Source organism: Haemophilus sp. SZY H56 (assembly GCF_054332415.1).
This window is the reverse complement of the sequence record NZ_JBTGNX010000002.1, coordinates 111,920-130,050: the sequence shown is the minus strand read 5'-3', so window position 1 is coordinate 130,050 and position 18,131 is coordinate 111,920. Positions and strand designations below refer to the sequence as shown.

15 protein-coding genes, 5 tRNA genes and 3 pseudogenes are annotated in these 18,131 nt (G+C 40.2%); 8 read left to right on the top strand and 15 right to left on the bottom strand.

What is annotated here, in order from left to right:
• Positions 1-4: 4 nt before the first annotated feature.
• The 10 genes and pseudogenes from ACXVWP_RS02540 to gltX all read right to left on the bottom strand — a co-directional run bounded on the left by ACXVWP_RS02540 (position 5) and on the right by gltX (position 8,022).
• Positions 5-877 carry a peptidase gene (locus ACXVWP_RS02540; RefSeq protein WP_297570159.1) on the bottom strand — a complete coding sequence of 291 codons (873 nt, stop codon included), beginning with the start codon at positions 875-877 and terminating at the stop codon, positions 5-7.
• On the bottom strand, positions 864-1,163 hold the full coding sequence (locus ACXVWP_RS02535; protein ID WP_297570156.1) for a Mor transcription activator family protein: 300 nt from the start codon (positions 1,161-1,163) through the stop codon (positions 864-866). The genes ACXVWP_RS02540 and ACXVWP_RS02535 overlap by 14 nt, the downstream gene beginning before the upstream one ends.
• Positions 1,164-1,542: 379 nt before the next feature.
• Positions 1,543-3,363: a DNA primase family protein gene (locus ACXVWP_RS02530; RefSeq protein WP_297570153.1), complete on the bottom strand. Its 1,821-nt coding sequence runs from the start codon at positions 3,361-3,363 to the stop codon at positions 1,543-1,545.
• A complete protein-coding gene (locus ACXVWP_RS02525; protein ID WP_297570150.1) occupies positions 3,353-3,673 on the bottom strand; it encodes a hypothetical protein in 321 nt (106 codons plus the stop codon). The genes ACXVWP_RS02530 and ACXVWP_RS02525 overlap by 11 nt, the downstream gene beginning before the upstream one ends.
• Complete coding sequence (locus ACXVWP_RS02520) at positions 3,666-3,884, bottom strand: host cell division inhibitor Icd-like protein (protein ID WP_297570168.1); 219 nt, start codon at positions 3,882-3,884, stop codon at positions 3,666-3,668. The genes ACXVWP_RS02525 and ACXVWP_RS02520 overlap by 8 nt, the downstream gene beginning before the upstream one ends.
• A 39-nt stretch (positions 3,885-3,923) precedes the next feature.
• Positions 3,924-4,208, bottom strand: a pseudogene (locus tag ACXVWP_RS02515) (host cell division inhibitor Icd-like protein); the annotation flags it as partial.
• Complete coding sequence (locus ACXVWP_RS02510) at positions 4,208-4,393, bottom strand: helix-turn-helix domain-containing protein (RefSeq protein ID WP_297570147.1); 186 nt, start codon at positions 4,391-4,393, stop codon at positions 4,208-4,210. The gene ACXVWP_RS02510 and the pseudogene ACXVWP_RS02515, both read right to left, overlap by 1 nt.
• A gap of 637 nt (positions 4,394-5,030) precedes the next feature.
• Positions 5,031-6,248: a tyrosine-type recombinase/integrase gene (locus tag ACXVWP_RS02505; protein ID WP_297570144.1), complete on the bottom strand. Its 1,218-nt coding sequence runs from the start codon at positions 6,246-6,248 to the stop codon at positions 5,031-5,033.
• 175 nt (positions 6,249-6,423) lie between these two features.
• Positions 6,424-6,499, bottom strand: a tRNA-Ala gene (locus ACXVWP_RS02500).
• An 80-nt stretch (positions 6,500-6,579) separates the two neighbouring features.
• Positions 6,580-8,022 carry a glutamate--tRNA ligase gene (gltX, locus tag ACXVWP_RS02495; protein WP_297570141.1) on the bottom strand — a complete coding sequence of 481 codons (1,443 nt, stop codon included), beginning with the start codon at positions 8,020-8,022 and terminating at the stop codon, positions 6,580-6,582.
• Positions 8,023-8,193: 171 nt separating this feature from the next.
• Between gltX and ACXVWP_RS02490 the strand changes: the two genes are divergently transcribed.
• From ACXVWP_RS02490 to ACXVWP_RS02475, 4 genes are all read left to right on the top strand, one after another.
• A tRNA-Val gene (locus tag ACXVWP_RS02490) sits at positions 8,194-8,269 on the top strand.
• A gap of 44 nt (positions 8,270-8,313) precedes the next feature.
• Positions 8,314-8,389: transfer RNA gene (locus tag ACXVWP_RS02485), tRNA-Val, on the top strand.
• Positions 8,390-8,448: 59 nt separating this feature from the next.
• Positions 8,449-8,524 (top strand) — tRNA-Val (locus ACXVWP_RS02480).
• A gap of 47 nt (positions 8,525-8,571) precedes the next feature.
• A tRNA-Val gene (locus ACXVWP_RS02475) sits at positions 8,572-8,647 on the top strand.
• Positions 8,648-8,765: 118 nt separating this feature from the next.
• On the opposite strand, the gene ACXVWP_RS02470 is transcribed toward ACXVWP_RS02475, so the two are convergent.
• The 3 genes from ACXVWP_RS02470 to ACXVWP_RS02460 all read right to left on the bottom strand — a co-directional run bounded on the left by ACXVWP_RS02470 (position 8,766) and on the right by ACXVWP_RS02460 (position 11,911).
• The gene (locus tag ACXVWP_RS02470; RefSeq protein ID WP_297568761.1) at positions 8,766-9,758 is read right to left on the bottom strand and encodes an amidohydrolase family protein; all 993 of its coding nucleotides are present in this window, start codon (positions 9,756-9,758) and stop codon (positions 8,766-8,768) included.
• A 190-nt stretch (positions 9,759-9,948) separates the two neighbouring features.
• Positions 9,949-11,691 carry a DUF3413 domain-containing protein gene (locus ACXVWP_RS02465; RefSeq protein ID WP_297568763.1) on the bottom strand — a complete coding sequence of 581 codons (1,743 nt, stop codon included), beginning with the start codon at positions 11,689-11,691 and terminating at the stop codon, positions 9,949-9,951.
• A gap of 1 nt (position 11,692) precedes the next feature.
• Positions 11,693-11,911 (bottom strand): YejL family protein, encoded by a 219-nt coding sequence (locus tag ACXVWP_RS02460; RefSeq protein ID WP_014064863.1) that lies wholly within the window; start codon positions 11,909-11,911, stop codon positions 11,693-11,695.
• 140 nt (positions 11,912-12,051) lie between these two features.
• Between ACXVWP_RS02460 and yejK the strand changes: the two genes are divergently transcribed.
• From yejK to cpxA, 4 genes and pseudogenes are all read left to right on the top strand, one after another.
• A complete protein-coding gene (gene yejK, locus ACXVWP_RS02455) occupies positions 12,052-13,068 on the top strand; it encodes a nucleoid-associated protein YejK (RefSeq protein ID WP_289901517.1) in 1,017 nt (338 codons plus the stop codon).
• A 61-nt stretch (positions 13,069-13,129) separates the two neighbouring features.
• On the top strand, positions 13,130-13,543 hold the full coding sequence (gene bamE, locus ACXVWP_RS02450) for an outer membrane protein assembly factor BamE (RefSeq protein WP_289901518.1): 414 nt from the start codon (positions 13,130-13,132) through the stop codon (positions 13,541-13,543).
• Positions 13,544-13,606: 63 nt separating this feature from the next.
• A pseudogene (locus ACXVWP_RS02445) lies at positions 13,607-14,308 on the top strand (response regulator).
• The gene (cpxA, locus tag ACXVWP_RS02440; RefSeq protein WP_289901520.1) at positions 14,308-15,711 is read left to right on the top strand and encodes an envelope stress sensor histidine kinase CpxA; all 1,404 of its coding nucleotides are present in this window, start codon (positions 14,308-14,310) and stop codon (positions 15,709-15,711) included. Before ACXVWP_RS02445 ends, cpxA begins: the two are co-directional and overlap by 1 nt.
• A gap of 37 nt (positions 15,712-15,748) precedes the next feature.
• On the opposite strand, the pseudogene ACXVWP_RS02435 reads toward cpxA, so the two are convergent.
• Together ACXVWP_RS02435 and ACXVWP_RS02430 are read right to left on the bottom strand one after the other, a co-directional pair.
• A pseudogene (locus tag ACXVWP_RS02435) lies at positions 15,749-17,917 on the bottom strand (heavy metal translocating P-type ATPase).
• Positions 17,904-18,113 (bottom strand): heavy-metal-associated domain-containing protein, encoded by a 210-nt coding sequence (locus ACXVWP_RS02430; protein WP_297568775.1) that lies wholly within the window; start codon positions 18,111-18,113, stop codon positions 17,904-17,906. The pseudogene ACXVWP_RS02435 and the gene ACXVWP_RS02430 overlap by 14 nt, the downstream one beginning before the upstream one ends.
• Positions 18,114-18,131 lie beyond the last annotated feature (18 nt).

The following is an 18,131-nucleotide window of genomic DNA, read 5'->3' as shown; positions in this document are numbered from 1 at the left end:
GCTCCTATCTTGATTTATGAATAAGGTTAAACGCGGTTATGTAGTCCACATTGTTTTGTTTCATACATTGGCGGATCTGTTGGTCTAATTCGATAATATTTGCGGGCGTATCCTCGGAATACTCCACTAAATCGGAAGATTGACCGCTTACCGCGTGTTCTTTTGTGGCAAGTTCGCCAAAACTCACCACTTTGGGTTGAAGGGCTAAAAACTCTCGCACTTTTTGTGCCATGCTTTCTCCTTCGTTAAAATTAATTACGCCCGCCTGGTCGCATTCTTCGGCATAGCTAAGAAGCTCTAGAGCTTTTCCTTTTGCGATTGGTGCCAGTCTGCCAATAGATACTAACCCTTCCGCAAAGTCTAGATTTTTACGAGCTCTTTCTTCTGCCTTTAATTGCTCATTTTCAGCGCGTAACGCATTAATCTCCAAGTTGTCTTCTATTTCTATGGAAAAATTAACTACGCCTTTCTCATTTTCCGAAAATTCGGGATTGCGCAAGCCTTTAACCGCGGGTGGCATTGCACCTAAAAAGCCCACATGGCGCAAATATAATTTGCCTGGTTTAGGATTGTGCGGACTATCTTCGAGATAGAAAGAAGCGGAAATTTTTTTAAAACGCCCCATCTGTACCATTTCAGAAAATTCGGGGTCAATCTGCGTTAATTCTGCTTTGAGCGTATCGCCCTCAAGGCTTAAGCCTTTCACCCATGCATAGGCGGGCGCATTATCTTTCGGGTGTCCGATCACTGCGGGCGCTTCGTGTAGACTAGGGTCATACGCCGTCACTGCTTGCGCAAGTTGTGATACTTTTATTTCTGTAAAGTTACCGTTTGAATCGGGTCGTTTCCCCGCTTTGAAAATCTCAATTTTCTGCATTTTTCTTTCCATTATTTAAAATTGAATAAATCCATTGAACTGATACGCCATATTTTCTTGCAAGCTCTCTGTGATTCTTTCCATTAAACTCAGCAATAATGGCTTTGTTTCTGTATGAATTATTGGTGCAACCTTTAGGAATATATAAAACTAATCCACCACAATAGAATTGAAATAACTCTAAAGCTTTAGTGCTCAATTCTTCACCTTCTAGCCCCATTGCTTGAGCTTCTTTAATGCTTAAATGAAAACTCTCGGCAAATTCACTAAAAACATTTTTTTCCATTTCTTACCCCTCTGTTTATAGTGAAACTTTAAAGCAAATTAATCATTTTTGATTTTCAAGCGATTTAAAGAAAGAGGAGCAAAAGAAAGGAAAAATAAATAAACAAACAAATAAAAAAACTTTTGAAAAATTTTTCCACTTTTCCACTTAAACACGCTCAAGCCTTGCGCCACAAGGATTAAGGCTCAGTGATACAAATCACTCAAGTGATTTTTTTAAGTGAAAACAGATAGAAAAGACAAATTTTAAGCAAAAAAAAAGGCGATTTTATCGCCTTATTGTTTTTGATTAGGTGCGGTGGCTTGCCTGATTCGAACAGGATAATGCGGGCTTACACCGAGCAACCTTTCCAGTAGGAAACCCCCACCGCAATAATATTTTAACCTTCCCATTGTCGTATAGAAAGCCCGCGATTTTTCCAAAATGCATTCGTAGTTTCATAGCCATAATACATTTTTACGTCATATTCTACCTTCTCGCCACATTCTTTGAACGCGTCGCTTAATGCGTTATTGAATGTAAATCGGTTGATTGGATTTAATCCGCTACATTCACAATAGAACAAATAGGCGGAATATAAACTATCAGGTTTTGTCTGATCGCCATAAGGAATAAACCCACCCCGTGCATTGCCTAGGCGCAAGGCTTTTTCGTTGCGGTGTTCGCGTAACTCAAAATGCCCCAAAAAGTCTATTAGGTGATTCGCTTCACGTTTCACGCCTTTCCCTTCGTCTAATTCGCGATAATCTTCCAAAATCTTGCGGGCGCTATCCGGATTCGGATATAGCGCTAATAATTTATTCACAATGCCGTAAACTTCTGCTTGCACTTTTTCCGTAAAATGCACGTCTTTTTTCTCTTTCGGAATTGACCGCTCAAATGGAATAATAATACGTCGGCGCAAAATCCCTCCGTTACGGTCAGTAAATGTAAGTGGATTATTTGTAACAAGCATAAACACTGGGCTAAGTTTTGTAGAAAATGAGCCCACATAAAGCATTCTCACCCCCACATTATCCCCACCAGTAATAGCCTTCAATTCGTCCGCACTTCCAGTGTAAGGTTTCTGATCAGGTGAAATAGCCAGGCTTTTACCGATAAGCATTGCCCGCTTTTCGTCTTTCTCCAATTCTTGTAGGCTGATATAAGCCGTGTTGCTTTCTCCGTTGATAATGGATGCAATGCGTGAAAATACCGATTTCCCCGCGCCTGCCGTGCCGGTTGCTTCTAAAAATAGCCCCCATTCATTGCGATTGGTGAGCACCATATAAAGCCCCGCTAGAATTGCATTGCGCTTGTTGTCGTTGCCATTGCATACAAAATCAAGCCAGTCATCAAAGTGCGGTGTATTTTTGCTTTGAATATTGCACTCAAATTTTTCTGCTGAACGCAAATAATGGTCGATTTTGTGCGGCATAAATTCGCCCGTTTTCTTATTGAGCACGCCATTTTGAAAGCCTATAAAATCGGGACTTGGTGTAGGGATTCTTTCTGCTTCAATCGCGATTAAATCCGCAATAGATTTTAAACTGTTGGCGGTGTACTTGTTATAGCCGTGCGCCTTGTAAAATTCCCGCACTTTTCGTTGAAGTTCCATACTTGGCAATTTTTCCCAATATAGTCCGTTATATTCAAAGGATTCACCTGAGTTGCCATCTGTTCTAAGTGGGTTAGTATTCCAGTTTAAAAAGGCTTCGGCGATTTCTGGCTGTGTCGGTTTTTCGCTTTCAAAATCCAATAACGGCGCATTCGGGGTTAAGGTTTTCGCCACCACCTCCGCCACACTTTCCGCGCCTTGCGCTCTTGTGCGTTTTAGCCAATCCGATAAATTGCCGTCATCTTGCAAGTGTCCTAGGTTGTCGCAAAGGGTAAGCTGTGTTACTTGGCTATTTTTCGCCAAATTCGCCACCACCGCTGAAAGCTGTTCCTGTGAAAGATTGCCAAATTGGAATAGACGCACTGCGGAGCGGTCTGTTTCTTCCGCAAGGCGCAAGTGGTTAATTTCTTCTAATTGGCTTGCGCCAATAATTACAGGCTTTTCTTTCGGGTCAGTGCGTAAGGCTTGCGCCAGTAATAGCCATTCCGTACCATTGCCTTTATCCCATGCATTCCACGCCTTAGAACCAATTAAAACCAGCAATTCCGCACCGTCATTTTTCTGTTCGTTCAAGTGCGGGGCGTTTTTAAGTTTAGTTTTCATGGTTTCCCCCTTGGGTTTCACGGCTTAATTCAATATCCGTATATTCGCGCCCGTATTGCGAAAGTTCTAAATCATTGGCTAGACTTTTTAAGGTTAGCCCCATTCCGATCACGGTGTGCGCATTGATTTTTGAAAGCGTGCTATCTTCATCAACGCCATAATTAAAAACTAAATCCGCATAAAGCGTGATTGCTTCCGTGGTGCTTTCTTCGTGGTCTTTGAAAGCTTGATAAAGCTCGTTTAATTTTTCACGGTTGCCCGCATATTGGGCTAAATGTTCGCGTAAGGCGGTGTGTAGGATATTACGCATAAACGCCCCCTTGTGTTGCTGGTGCAGAAAGGGGAAAACGTGAGGCTAAAGTGCGGTTGTTTTTCCGTGGGTTTTGGTTAATTCTGCCAACAAATAACAAGGTATCGCCATGAGTAAAACGGGCGCGGGCTTGTTGTTCGTTATCGGCTAAAATACGGATTTTTAGGCTTTGTTTAGGTGTGCGCATAAGCGCAAAAATGAATTGATACATTTGCGTAACTCCGTTGATAAATTTTTCAAGAGTTACCGCTAAATTTTCCAGGTTTTGGCGGTAACGTGTAACGGGCTGGAAAACTGCGATCAACGGAACACAGCAAAGGGCGGAACCTTTCCCATTACACGCTACCATAGATAGACGCTCGGGGCGTTCTTTGGGTGTGTGTAATTTACGCATAAAAAAACACGCTTCGGGCGTGTTCTGCGCCGTTGATAATTTATTCGAGTTTCCAGGCTCGGCGGTCGTTTTTTGCGACCGCGGGGAAAGTGTGCCAAATTCCCCGCAGGGTGTCAAGCCTTTGCGAAAAAGTCTAACCATTACGCTACCGCCAATAAATACGCGTTTACGCTACGCCCAGTAAAGAGTGTTTTATTGCCAAATTTAACTTTCTGTAATTTTCCATTCTTCGCCAATCGGTCAAGCGTGGAGCGCGATACGCTCAAGCGTTCTTCAAGTTCTTTTACGGTGTAATATTTTTCTACTTGGCTTTCTTGTTCGTTCATAAAATCCCCTTGGTGACTGTTGATTCATCATGTTAATGCTCTGTGCGTTATTTAGCCTAATTTGCGGTAAAAATATTGTCAATAGCGTCTAAATATCGCTAAATTCCCACTTTTAGCGGTTTTTAACCGCTAAAAATGAGAAACATTAAAATGAGTAAATTTGTATGCTTGAACAGTGGTTTAAATTGATTTAAGAGGCGTTTAAATGCATTTAAGCGCGTTTAAATTTTTGAGGTGATCCCGTTTGCTTACCAAAAAGCATTTAAAGCAAGCGCGGGGAATTTAAACGTAGTTTAAACGGAATTGAGTTTTAGGAACTTTTACGGCTTTATTTAACATAATAAAGCTCTTTCTAGAACTTGAAAGAAACAAAAATATTTTTGATTGGATAGATTTTAAACAGTTGGCAAAATTGCCATTTTCTTTCCCTTTTCTATTTTTCCACTTAACCACTTTAAACCACTTAATTTATCACTTAATTATTTTTATTTATTTTCATATAGTTAAATTAAGAAATAGGTAGTTAAGTGTAAAAGTGGAAAAATTTTTAAAAAGTTTTATAAAAAATGATGAATGGTAAGAATAAGGCGAAAAAAAAGAGCGATTGCTCGCTCTTGTGGTGTGTGGTGGCGGAAGATTATTTCAAAAGGCTTGAGCCTTGAGCGCATTGTTCGACATAATTCGCCCATTTTTGCATAATTGCCTTGCGTTGCTCTAAATAGGTGGCGTGGTTGTAGGCTAGGCTTACATTCCCGCCTGTTTTATGAGCCAAGCACGCCTCTGCGTGTTCGTGGTTGGTGTTCTGCTCGGCTAGGTAAGTTCTAGCTAATCCCCGCAAGCCGTGGGCGGTTTGTCTGCCCGCATAGCCCATTCGCTTAATAGCCATATTCGCGCTTGATGAACTCATAGACGCGTGGTTATCGCCATGTTTAGGGAATACATATTCAAAGCGCCCCGTTACGGGTTGCAAGGTTTCCAATAGTTGAACGGTTTGAGAAGAAAGCGGAATAATGTGTGCCTCTCTTGCTTTCATTCTTTCTGCTGGAATCGTCCATAATCGCTTGTCTAAATCAATTTCCGACCATTGCGCCCCGCTTGCCTCGCCCGGTCGTGTCATTGTGAGCATTTGAAATTGAATTAGGGCGCGGGTTTGTGGCTCAATCTTTGCATGCGCTAAGGCTTGCATAAACTCTGGTAGTTCTTCACTCTTAATGCGTGGGTTGTTCTCTTTCTTGTGTTGCTTTAGCGTTTTATTCATTCGCAAGCAAGGGTTAAATGGAATCAGCCCACCATTTACGGCAAAGTTTAATATCTCGTTGATATAGCTCGCTAGGCGGTTTGCCATGTCGATATTGTTACGCCCCTCTACACGTTGCAAGGGAATTAGCGCTACCGTCGGGACTATCTCGCCTATTGGATGTGAGCCAATAAAAGGGAAGACGTGAAGGCGCAAACTGCTCCAGTATTTATCTAATGTTTTCTTGGTGATCTCGCCTTGCTTTTTCGCCCGCCATTTCTCGGCTACGGCTAGAAAGGTGTTAGCCTCTGCGAGCTCTAACTCTCGCGCTATACGCGCCCTGTGCGTTTGTGGGTCTATCCCTTGCGCCAATAACGCCCGCCATTCCTCGCGCTGTTGTCGGGCTTGTGCAAGCGTGATTTCGGGGTAGTTGCCTATTGTGGTTTTAGTGCGCTTATTGGTGGCGGGGTGATTGTAACGAAAGCGCCATACCTTAGCCCCTGTTGGCTTAAGTTCTAAGAATAGCCCATTGCCGTCATTTAATTCATTTTTCCCGCTTGAATCGTACTTACTGCGCTCTACTTGAGTATTGGTTAGTCCTGTGATTTTACGTGCCATAAATAGCCCTTTTAGTACCCAAATTTTTGGGTACTATAACACTCGGGTACCAAATTGGGTACTATTATTTGCGGTCAATATGCGTTATTGTGCGTTACTATGCGTTATGAAATGGCGCAAAATGCCTTATTCTGCACGAAAAAAAAGCAAGGTGATTAACCTTGCTTTATTAATTTGGTGGAGATAATCGGGATCGAACCGACGACCTCTTGAATGCCATTCAAGCGCTCTCCCAACTGAGCTATATCCCCAAATAACGCAAGCTATAATAAATTTCGGCTGATAAACTGTCAATATTGAAATAATCAAATCCCGTTTATCAGCCTAAATATTAAGCGTTTTGAGATTTAATAAAATCAATGGCACGTTGGATACGCGCTAACACACGTTCACGACCGATACCCACTAATGTCACATCCATAGAAGGTGATTGACCTGAGCCTGTCACTGCCACGCGTAATGGCATTCCGACTTTACCCATCCCCACTTCTAATTCAGCAGCGGTTTGTTCAATCGCTTCATGCGTAGAATGTAAATCCCAGCGAGAAAGTGCGGTCAATTTTTCTTTTACTTTTTCAAGTGATTCAATCGCCGCTGCTTTAAAGTGTTTCTTCACCGCTGCTTCATCAAAGCTTTCAAACTCTTCGAAGAAATAACGGCTTGCTGATGCCATTTCTTTTAAGGTTTTACAACGTTCTGCAAGCATCGTCACGATTTCAGTTAATGCTGGGCCATTTGATGTATCAATACCTTGATCTTTATAGTGCCATGCAAGGTGTTTTGCCACATATTCAGGTGGTAACTCACGAATGTAATGGTGGTTTAACCACAATAATTTTTCTGTGTTAAATGCACTCGCTGACTTACTCACATGATCTAATTCGAAGAATTTAATCATTTCTTCACGTGTAAAGATCTCTTGGTCACCATGCCCCCAACCTAAACGAACAAGATAGTTGATTAAGGCTTCAGGTAAATAACCGTCATCACGATATTGCATCACACTTACCGCACCATGACGTTTTGAAAGTTTTTGACCATCATCACCATTAATCATGGAAACGTGCGCATAGACAGGAATTGGTGCGCCTAACGCTTTTAAGATATTAATTTGACGTGGAGTGTTGTTAATGTGGTCTTCACCACGCACAACATGAGTAATACCCATGTCCCAGTCATCCACTACCACACAGAAGTTGTAGGTTGGTGAACCATCGGTACGACGAATAATTAAATCATCTAATTCGCTATTGCTGATTTCAATACGACCACGCACGGCATCATCAAACACGACTGAACCTTCTGTTGGGTTTTTAAAACGTACAACATGTGGCTCATCGGCTGAATGATTGTGATCATGTAAACAATGACGGTCATAACGTGGTTTTTCTTTGTTTTGCTCTTGTGTATGACGTAATTCTTCTAGGCGCTCTTTAGAGCAATAGCAACGATAAGCCAAGCCTTGCTCAATCATTTCATCAATCACTTGATTGTAACGCTCAAAGCGTTTGGTTTGATAGTAAGGACCATGCTCCCAAGCCAGGTTTAACCACTCCATCCCTTCAATGATTGCTGCTGTTGCTTCCGGTGTAGAACGCTCTAAATCGGTATCTTCAATGCGTAATACAAACTCACCGTTGTTATGTTTTGCAAATAACCAAGAATAAAGGGCTGTACGTGCACCGCCTACATGCAAATAACCTGTCGGGCTTGGGGCAAAACGTGTACGTACTTTGACATTCGGATCTAATTCAAAAGGAGGATCAATTTTCATTTTCTTAATAACCTATTCATTACAAAAATTACCTTTATTTTACTACGACTTGCGTGACTTCTAAATAAAAAATCTGATTTTATGCCTATTTTTGCAACAACTAGACGCTTTTTCATAAAAATATATTGACTGAAATCTCATTATACTTATAATGCCAATCCACAACATTAAGGGCGATTAGCTCAGTTGGGAGAGCACCTCCCTTACAAGGAGGGGGTCACTGGTTCGAGACCGGTATCGCCCACCACTTTTTCCAAAGTAAGCTTTAATGTTGTAAAAGTTTGACCAAGCGGGCGATTAGCTCAGTTGGGAGAGCACCTCCCTTACAAGGAGGGGGTCACTGGTTCGAGACCGGTATCGCCCACCACTTTTCTAAAGTGTTCTTTCCGCTCAAACTTTCCCATTATTTAAACGCTTTTCTTATGTGGGCGATTAGCTCAGTTGGGAGAGCACCTCCCTTACAAGGAGGGGGTCACTGGTTCGAGACCAGTATCGCCCACCACTTAATTTTAGTGTTTAAATAAATCCGAATACCTTTTCAGGTGCATCGGGCGATTAGCTCAGTTGGGAGAGCACCTCCCTTACAAGGAGGGGGTCACTGGTTCGAGACCGGTATCGCCCACCACTTTCTTACAATCCTTACTTAAATCAGTCAAATTAGTATTCGTTCTGTTTTGTCTTATAAATAAAAACGGCCACAAAACTTTTCGTCTTATGACCGCACTTCTATCTAATTTTTTGGATTAAACAGGCTCTAAACCTAACACTTTACGTCCATTAATACTGGCAATATCAACCATTGCATCAAGATGTGGGAAACGACAGCCCGCAGCAAGTAAACTTAGTTCTTGCCATAAATCGCCTTCACAAAGTGGCACCATATAATCACAGATATTATCCGTACCTAACGCGACTGTAATCCCCTCTGGAATCATTTCATCTGCCGGTGTCAAGGCATTATGGAAAGGCATTAAATCTTCTTTTCGATTACTATCAATCCACGCCATTGGGCAAGCAATCATCATCATTTTTGCCTGACGCATTTTCTCATAAAGTTTATAGCGATATTCTTTACTGTGAGCGCCAATGGAAATACCATGGATTGCCACTACTCGACCTTCCATACCATGTTCAATGGTTTTATCACTCAGCTGTTCGGTTTCTTTTTCTTTCGGAGAATTGAATTGGTCCACGTGCACATGACACATAATGCCGCGAGACTTAGCCGCATCAAGTAAAATATCCATTGCTTCAAGACCGCGACCATAATCAAGCTCATCGCGATAAGGCAAGCCACCAATCATATCCACCATATCAGAGCCAATATCAAACCATTTACGGGCTTCTGGCTCAATGACCCCTTTTAAGGTTTGATTCGCAAATTTCAAAATAATGTCATGCTTATAAACTTCGCGAGCTTTGTGTGCAGCAATGATGGCTCTGTCTTCACAAATCGGGTCGATATCCACAAAAGTACCAAATGCCGTCACCCCTTGGGAAATCATCAGCTCAATCGATTGACAGAAACGGGCGTAATAATCATCAACACTTGAGGTACGTTTAACTTCGTCCACTAAATCCCATTTTTGTTGAAGATTACTGTTGTGGTAAATGCCGATTTTTTCGGGTGTCATTGTAAAAGCACGATCTGCATGAGCGTGGGCATTAACCCAGCCACCTTTTTTAATAATTTCGTCTCGAATAAACGTTTTAAAGCTACGAACGTGATTTCTCATAATAACTCCGCCAAAAAAGAAAGGAAAAGAGAGACGAGAAGTGTATTAATTGAAAAGCAAACCCAATAAGGGTCAGATCTATTGTGAATTGTTTGCAATGTTATGAAAAATTCGCAGATTTTAATTAATAACATCTTTTCAGTCTTTCAACTGGGTGCAAAGTATAAGATTTTAAGCACAAAAAAGCTACCTATTTATTAATAAAAGAACGCTCTTGGTTGAAAACGTCTAAAAACAAGCCGAGCGGAGGTCGACTAGAGGATTGCTCAGTATAAGTGCGGTCAAATTTCTTATAGTTTCCTTTGCGATCAATATGGTACTGTGTGCCATCTGGCTGAATAATGACATTCCAGCGGAAATTCGATGCTAACACCCAAGAATCGCCATTAAGCTCAAATAAATTGCGACCTTGTGCATAATCTACAACAGGATTTTTCACTTTAAAGATCGATGACATCAATGCCGGTAATAAATCTGTATGACTCGTTAATTTCGAAACTTCTTGCACCGGCAAATCTTTCCAGTAAACAATAAATGGCACTTGGATTTCATCACGACTAAAATAGTTTTCTTGCGCTTTTTCATCCATCTTATTAAAGGTTGTACCATGTTCTGCCGTAATAATGACAATCGTATTCTCTAAAGAAACTGATGCTAAGGTTTCATCAATCTGTTGATCTATATCTGCAAGCGATTTGGTGTAATTTTCTTGCGTTTTATCCGTAATATCTAAATCCACATAAGCAAACCAAGGCTTATCATTTTTTAAGAGTGATAAAACACCATTTATCTCTTCTTTTGGCGAAGAGGCTTTCACTTTAGGCAATTTTACATTACGGAACAAGGCTTGTTTAAATAAACTGTCTTTAAATGCCGTAGACGAATAAGCGACAAATTGATACTTCTCATCTTGTAGCTTTTTAATTAATACCGACGGTGTGTGATTACTCAAAATACTGTCCGTATAATTTGCATTAAGTCCATAGAATAAGCCCACTAAGCCGGCATTGTTCGTATTACCACTACTGTAATGATTCGTAAATTGAGTAGAACTTGTGGCAAACTCAAACAATTTAGGCATTTTCTCACTAGTTAGCGCATCATAACGTAAGCCTGAAACGGTAATCACGAGAATATTTGGTTTGTTCTCAACTTGCTCAAACCGAAGGTCTTTTTTCGGATAATCAAGTTTTAATGCGTCTAAACGCCCTTCTTGCTCTAAGCGCTGAGAATATGCTTCCGCATTAATAAATCCTTGTTTTTCCAAAAAGGTTCGAGCAGTCATGGGATAAGAAAGTGGGAAATTTGAGCGTTGCATGGTAATCGGACGATATAAAAATGCATCCGCCCAAGCGTAAATTAAATGTGTTGCAACAAAAGTAGATGTCAGCACGAATCCGACTTTCTTCAGCCATTTTTGACGTTCTAAACTACGTAATTTTTCCCAACTCCAGCGGGAGAAAAGCATTTGAATCAGTAAAATAATCGGCATTGGCGTAAAGAAAATTTGCCAATCTCGTGAAAGCTCACCCTTTTCAGGGTTAACTAATAAATTCCAAACGATAGAAGAAAGATGGATATTGAAGCGATTAAATACTTCCGTATCAAACAGTAATAAAGTGGTGCAAATTGTCGTGATAATCACCGTTAATCCACGGAAAGTGCGGTGATTTTTGATGATGAAACTCAGCGGAAAAATAACCAGCAAATACAAGGCAAAAACACAAAAGCTGAAATGTCCTAATAAGCTGATAAAGAAATAAATCTTACCGAATAAGGTGTCAGGCCAGTCAATGAGAAAGGCGTAACGACTGCCAATAAGAATGGCGATGATAATGTTAAAAAAAGCAAACCAATGTCCCCACGAAATTTTTCGTGAGGTTTCTTCACGGTATTCACGTCCGTTAAATTTGCTCTTTTTAAACCACCACATTTTATTTTGTTTTCACCGAATTCATCAGAGAGTTGGCAAAGGCTTGAGCGAGCGCTTCACGCTGTGCGGCTGGTACGCTAGTGGTCAATAAATTACTGGCCATATTGCCTAAAGCAATAAGAGAAAGATCAACGGGTGCTTTGTGAGTTTCAAGTACGCTAATCATGTCGTTAATGATGGCATTAACTTGCCCATCGGAATACTTTGAATGTTGAGCCATTTGGAATGTTTTAAACCTGTTCTAAATACAAAAAAACTTCTCATATCATACCCGATAATTTACTCAATCTGAATAATTTCTTTTTTCTTGCTTAAAAAGTGCGGTTATAATTTAAGGTAAATTTTACAAAGGAAAAAATTATGAGCATTACGGTTAATCAAATCGTGCTACATCAATTAGTTAAGCACGCTGAAAATGAAACCACTACCATGGAAAGCGTGTTGCGTGATGAACTTCTCACCATTACGCCAGAAGTCGAACAAATGATGTTGCAATTACATCAAGGCTATCAAAATAAAGGTAAAGCATTTGGTGTCTTCCAAGAGAACTCTATTTTTGCACAAGATCTGAATCGTTTATTAGAAAATGAAATCAACTTTTTAAATTTCAGCCAACAATCCACAAAATTATTAGCGCAAGAATTAGGTAAATATAATTTTGCAGACAGTGGTACGCTTATCCTGTGTCAATATAATTTTTTAGCGACGGATTACCTATTCATTGCTTTGTTGGATAGCCGTATCAGTATGTTAGTTGACGAAAATCTTGAAATTCGCCGTACAGAATACTTAGATATCACACAATTTGATATTGCGGCACGTATCAACTTAACGGATTTGCAAGTGAACGCAAACTCAAACCGCTACCTTACCTTCATTAAAGGTCGTGTTGGCCGTAAAATCAGTGACTTCTTTATGGATTTCTTGGGGGCTGAAGAAGGATTAAATCCACAAGTTCAAAACCAATGCTTATTACAAGCGGTAAGTGACTACTGTGAACAAGGTGAACTAAATAAAGAACAAACCCAAGCAGTCAAAAAACAGGTATTTGAGTACTGCAAAGGTCAATTAGCTAGCGGCGGCGAGATCGCATTAACTGAACTTTCAGCTAATTTGCCGACTCTAAACGAGCGCCCTTTTGTCACCTTTACAGAAGAGCAAGATTACGGCTTGGAAGAAACGATTCCACCAGTACGTTCAGCCTTAAAAACATTAACGAAATTTTCAGGTTCCGGTAAAGGGGTGACATTAAGTTTTGATGTGGATTTATTGAATAACCGTATTGAATGGGATCCACTTACAGATACTTTAACAATCAAAGGGATACCACCAAATTTGAAAGATCAACTTCAAAAAGCATTAAAGTGCGATAATTAATTTGGCAAGATCATAAAGTTTCGGTATCATTCGACATAACTTTGCAGTAAAAGGTAAAAATATGCAATTAAAAACATTTTTAGGTGCAGTTGTTTTAGCATTAAGCTTAACTTCTTGTTCAACTGTACAAAAAGTCGTTTATCGTATTGATGTACCACAAGGTAACTATTTAGAGGCTGCCACGGTGGCACAAGTAAAACCAGGCATGACAGCCCAACAAGTTCAATATTTACTTGGTACACCGGTTTTAATTGATCCTTATAGTAACTTAACTTGGTATTACGTGTTCTTACAACAACACTCTTACCAAAAACCGGAACAACACACCTTCACGGTAAAATTTGATAAAAATGGCTTAGTCAGCAGTGCTGAATTAGATAAACCGCTACCTAAAGTAGCAAAACAAGATGAAAATAATACAATCATCCGTGCGCCTGATAACCCAGACAAAAAAAGCTGGTGGAAATTTTGGTAATCATTAAAGAATAATACCTGCTTGTTAAACCAAGCAGGTTTGTTATATTAAAAGGGAATAAAAATGTCAAAAATTCTATTAGTTGATGATGATGTTGAACTTACAGATTTACTTGCTAAGATTTTACAACTTACAGGCTTTGAAGTCGACGTCGCCAATAATGGTGAAGAGGCATTAGAAAAACTGAATGAAAGCCACCAGTTAGTTTTACTAGACGTTATGATACCTGTATAAAATGGTATTGAAACACTCAAAAAAATTCGTCAAATATCAAATATTCCTGTGATGATGCTTACTGCACGAGGTCAAGAAATCGACCGTGTAATTGGCCTAGAACTGGGTGCAGATGATTATTTACCAAAACCCTTTAATGACCGAGAGTTGGTTGCTCGTATCAAAGCGATTTTGAGACGTACGAGTCAATCCGAAGACGTACAAAATACGCCTTCATCATCAGAAGAAAATACATTGGAATTCGAAGGTCTATTACTTCATTCAGGGCTTCAACAAGCCTCTTATGAAGGTCAAGATCTCGGTCTAACCGGTTCTGAGTTTGCTCTACTTTATAAACTCGTACTTCGACCAGGAGAAATTATCTCTCGGGAAGAGTTAAGTCTAAACGCGCTAGGCAAAAATCTCTCACCTTTTGATCGCTCCATTGATATGCATATGTCAAACTTACGTAAAAAACTTCCTGAAAGAAAAAATGGTTTGCCATGGCTGAAAACATTACGTGGGCATGGTTACCTATTGGTATGTGAATAATGCGTGTCAAAAAATTTAGCTTAAATCAGCTCACTATACGCACATTTATTGTCTTTTGGTTAGCATTCTTTACGATGGCTGCGCTCTTAGTGGCACTACCTCATTATGATAGCCGCCTATATTCAGACTTAAATCAAAATGACATATCGAACTATCAGAAGAAGCTTTTTGAATCCATTCGAAATAATAAAATTAGCAGCATTCTTGCGGGTGTTCCAGTCCTTCCCGTAGATAAGTTTGATTCTTATCGTCCTGTCATCATGACACCTGAACAAGAAATTTTAGGAGCTTTAGACAAAGAAAAAAGGTTCATCACTCGCTTTGCCCAAGAGGCAAATGATTTTTCTACCCCTCAGCGTCGAGTATTCAACGATATCGAAATCGCAGGTCCATTTAAATTCTATATTGGAGATTCAGAAACGACATCAAAATTATTCTTTGTGTCTAGAACAAACGATCAACAAGAAATTTTACGTTATATCCTTGATCAGCCTTGGATTTTATTGATTTTAATGTTAATCATTACAACACCTTTGCTGTGTTGGTTTACTCGCACTATTGTAAAACCTATCACTCATTTGCAAAAAGCCGCTAATAGCATAGCCTCAGGAAACTTCAAAGTTAATAAGGAATTAGCTAATTATGGTCCATCGGAATTACGAGACGTTGGTCAAAGTTTTAACAATATGTCAATTGCGGTTGATAATTTAATTTCAAATCAACACAACCTACTTTCGTCCATCTCGCATGAATTAAAAACACCACTAACCCGTTTACAACTCGCTACAGCGCTCATTCGCCACCAAATTGGTGATACAGAGCCTGTAAAACGTATTGAAAAAGAGATACAACAAATGGATAAAATGATCAGCGAATTGCTACTCGTTTCCCATCAAAAAATGGATTCGCAAATGAAGCACCATTTATTTTCTATTGTTCAGCTTTGGGATGAGGTCATAGAGGATGCATTATTTGAAGCACAGCAACGCCGGATTACTTGTGATGTTAATATCGCTATTTTGCATCCTGAGGAATATGTGATTTCTGGCAATCTAAGTTTACTAGCCAGTGCGGTTGAAAACATTATTCGTAACGCATTAAAATATACTAAGAACCGTATATGCCTCACTATCAATTTATATAGAAATGAAAATGATGATGACTTTCTACAAATTAGAGTGGATGATAATGGTCTAGGTTTACCTCCAGAAGAATTTCATAACATCTTTAAACCATTTTACAGAGTAGATGAAGCAAGAACTCGAGAAACTGGCGGAACAGGATTGGGCTTAACCATCGTATATAATGTCGTGAGTGAACATCAAGGAAAAGTCTGGGCTGAACAGAGTAATTTAGGTGGACTTGCCGTCACTATTCAACTTCCATTATGGAAACAAAGTTAGTCCAAACAAAAGGCGATATTTTCATATCGCCTTTTTCTTATTTAATTTTCACTCGTTTTAATCGCAACGCATTGGACAGCACAGAAAGCGAACTCATCGCCATTGCTGCGCCCGCTAATATAGGACTTAGATAGCCCAATGCGGCAAGTGGAATACCTAGCACATTGTAAATGAGAGCAAAGAATAAGTTTTGTTTAATATTCTTTAATGTCGCGCGAGAAATCATTAAGCCATCGACTAATTGATCCACCGAATGCTGCATGAGTGTCGCCGATGCGGTTTGCTCTGCAACATCAGAACCCGATTTCATCGCAAAACTGACATTAGCCATCGCTAAGGCTGGTGCATCATTCACACCATCACCAACCATTGCTACTACTTTGCCTTGCTGACGTAATGCCTTAATATAGGTTGCTTTATCACGAGGACTACAATTACCCTTCGCCGTTTTTATACCGATTTGTTGAGCAACATAATCCACGACAGATTGCTGATCACCACTCATCATCACCACATCAATATTATGTTGATGTAAACGCTGAATCGCCTGCAAGCTATCCTCTTTTAGACTATCTGCTAATGCAAAAGCACCAATTGGACTGTTATCTACAGATACTGCAACAATACTCGCAATTTGCCAAATTTGAGGCATATTATCTGGTAAGGTTAATTCACAATAAGTCGGTTTACCTACTTTAACCAAACCTATTCCATCAATGTGGGCAGAAATCCCCTGTCCTACTTCTGAATGAACTGAAAGTGCGGTCGGAATTTCAAGCGATTTTTCCTGTGCAGCCAGGACTATCGCTTTAGCTAAAGGATGATTGGCATTTTGTTCGACGGAAGCCGCAATACGATACAAATCTTCCTCAGAATAGACCGCACTTTGTGATTGCCAAACCGCAGCGATTTTGAGCTCTCCTTGAGTTAACGTTCCTGTTTTGTCTAATACCACCGTATCCACATGCGCTGCCTCTTCCATAGATGCTGCATCTTTAAACCAAATGCCTACATTGACTGCTTTGCCCATACCTACCATTATGGCAGCTGGCGTGGCAAGCCCTAACGCACAAGGACAAGCGATAACTAACACGGCTACCGAATGAATTAAGGCGGTAACCCAATCTCCTTTTATCCACCAAGTTAATCCAAATGTTAGTGCCGAAATCAATAACACGGCAGGTACAAAGACAGCAGCGACCTTATCAGCAAAACGAGCAATCGGTGCTTTTGTACCTTGCGCCTCAGAAAGAGCTTTCATCATATCACCCAATAGGGTTTGCTGACCAAGTTGATTAGCTCGATAAATAAGGCTACCTTGTGTCACCATTGCCCCTGCAAGCACAGGGCTTTGAGACATTTTTTCTAATGGTTGAGATTCACCGGTTAAATGACTCTCATCGCACCAACCACTCCCCTGTTCAACTACGCCATCAGCTGCGATACGTTCACCTTGATTAGCCCTTAAAATATCGCCTATTTTTACTTGATCGAGAGGAATCGTTTCCCAACGATTTTCACGTTGAACACTCACTTGTTTTGGGGTGAGCTGTAATAATAGCCCTAAACTATTTAAGCTTTGTTTCTTCGTTCTTTCCTCAAGAAATTTCCCTAGGCTGACAAAACCGATGACCATCACCGATGCTTCAAAATAGACATGAGATGCGCCATCATGTCCCATTGACTGATGATAAAACAGCATAAAGACCGAATAGAGATAAATCGCCAACGTACCAGTACTCACCAGTACATCCATATTGGCCAAACCACCTCGAATACTACCAATCGCACCTTTATAAAAAGGAATGGCTAACCCAAGTTGCACAATGCTCGCAAGAACAAATTGCCACATTGGCGGCATCATCCAAGAATGATGATTAAACATCATCCCGATCATTCCGATTAAAAAAGGAATGTTAATGAACAAAAGCAACCATAAACGCGGACTGATCTTCGTTTCATTGGGCGTACTAGGCAACACATTTTTCTTTAGAATGCCATTAAATCCCGCTTTTTGAATAATGGTTAAAATATCTTGTTCTGAAGCCTGAGATGAATCAAATACTACGTGCGCTTCCTCCGCCGCAAAATTCACACCCGCTTCAGAGACAAAATCTTTTCAATTCAGCATCTTTTCAATCCGATTCGCACAGGATTGGCAAGTCATCCCCTCGATTTGAATGGCTATTTTTTTATTCTGTTGCATAAAAACCTGCGTCTTCAATTGTTTCAATTAATTGTGCAATACTGACCGCACTTTCATCAAAGGTAATCACTGCTTTACCTTCATCAAGTGTTACAACGGCTTTTTCGACGCCATTGAGTTCTTCCAATACTCTTGTGACACTTTTCACACAACCACCACAAGTCATTCCTGTTACATGTAATGTAATTGATTTCATATTTACTCCTTAATTATT

Excerpts from the sequence above, each read along its gene's own strand:
- ACXVWP_RS02540 (WP_297570159.1), bottom strand. The coding sequence starts at position 877 with ATGCAGAAAATTGAGATTTTCAAAGCGGGGAAACGACCCGATTCAAAC.
- ACXVWP_RS02535 (WP_297570156.1), bottom strand. The coding sequence starts at position 1,163 with ATGGAAAAAAATGTTTTTAGTGAATTTGCCGAGAGTTTTCATTTAAGC.
- ACXVWP_RS02530 (WP_297570153.1), bottom strand. The coding sequence starts at position 3,363 with ATGAAAACTAAACTTAAAAACGCCCCGCACTTGAACGAACAGAAAAAT.
- ACXVWP_RS02525 (WP_297570150.1), bottom strand. The coding sequence starts at position 3,673 with ATGCGTAATATCCTACACACCGCCTTACGCGAACATTTAGCCCAATAT.
- ACXVWP_RS02520 (WP_297570168.1), bottom strand. The coding sequence starts at position 3,884 with ATGTATCAATTCATTTTTGCGCTTATGCGCACACCTAAACAAAGCCTA.
- ACXVWP_RS02510 (WP_297570147.1), bottom strand. The coding sequence starts at position 4,393 with ATGAACGAACAAGAAAGCCAAGTAGAAAAATATTACACCGTAAAAGAA.
- ACXVWP_RS02505 (WP_297570144.1), bottom strand. The coding sequence starts at position 6,248 with ATGGCACGTAAAATCACAGGACTAACCAATACTCAAGTAGAGCGCAGT.
- gltX (WP_297570141.1), bottom strand. The coding sequence starts at position 8,022 with ATGAAAATTGATCCTCCTTTTGAATTAGATCCGAATGTCAAAGTACGT.
- ACXVWP_RS02470 (WP_297568761.1), bottom strand. The coding sequence starts at position 9,758 with ATGAGAAATCACGTTCGTAGCTTTAAAACGTTTATTCGAGACGAAATT.
- ACXVWP_RS02465 (WP_297568763.1), bottom strand. The coding sequence starts at position 11,691 with ATGTGGTGGTTTAAAAAGAGCAAATTTAACGGACGTGAATACCGTGAA.
- ACXVWP_RS02460 (WP_014064863.1), bottom strand. The coding sequence starts at position 11,911 with ATGGCTCAACATTCAAAGTATTCCGATGGGCAAGTTAATGCCATCATT.
- yejK (WP_289901517.1), top strand. The coding sequence starts at position 12,052 with ATGAGCATTACGGTTAATCAAATCGTGCTACATCAATTAGTTAAGCAC.
- bamE (WP_289901518.1), top strand. The coding sequence starts at position 13,130 with ATGCAATTAAAAACATTTTTAGGTGCAGTTGTTTTAGCATTAAGCTTA.
- cpxA (WP_289901520.1), top strand. The coding sequence starts at position 14,308 with ATGCGTGTCAAAAAATTTAGCTTAAATCAGCTCACTATACGCACATTT.
- ACXVWP_RS02430 (WP_297568775.1), bottom strand. The coding sequence starts at position 18,113 with ATGAAATCAATTACATTACATGTAACAGGAATGACTTGTGGTGGTTGT.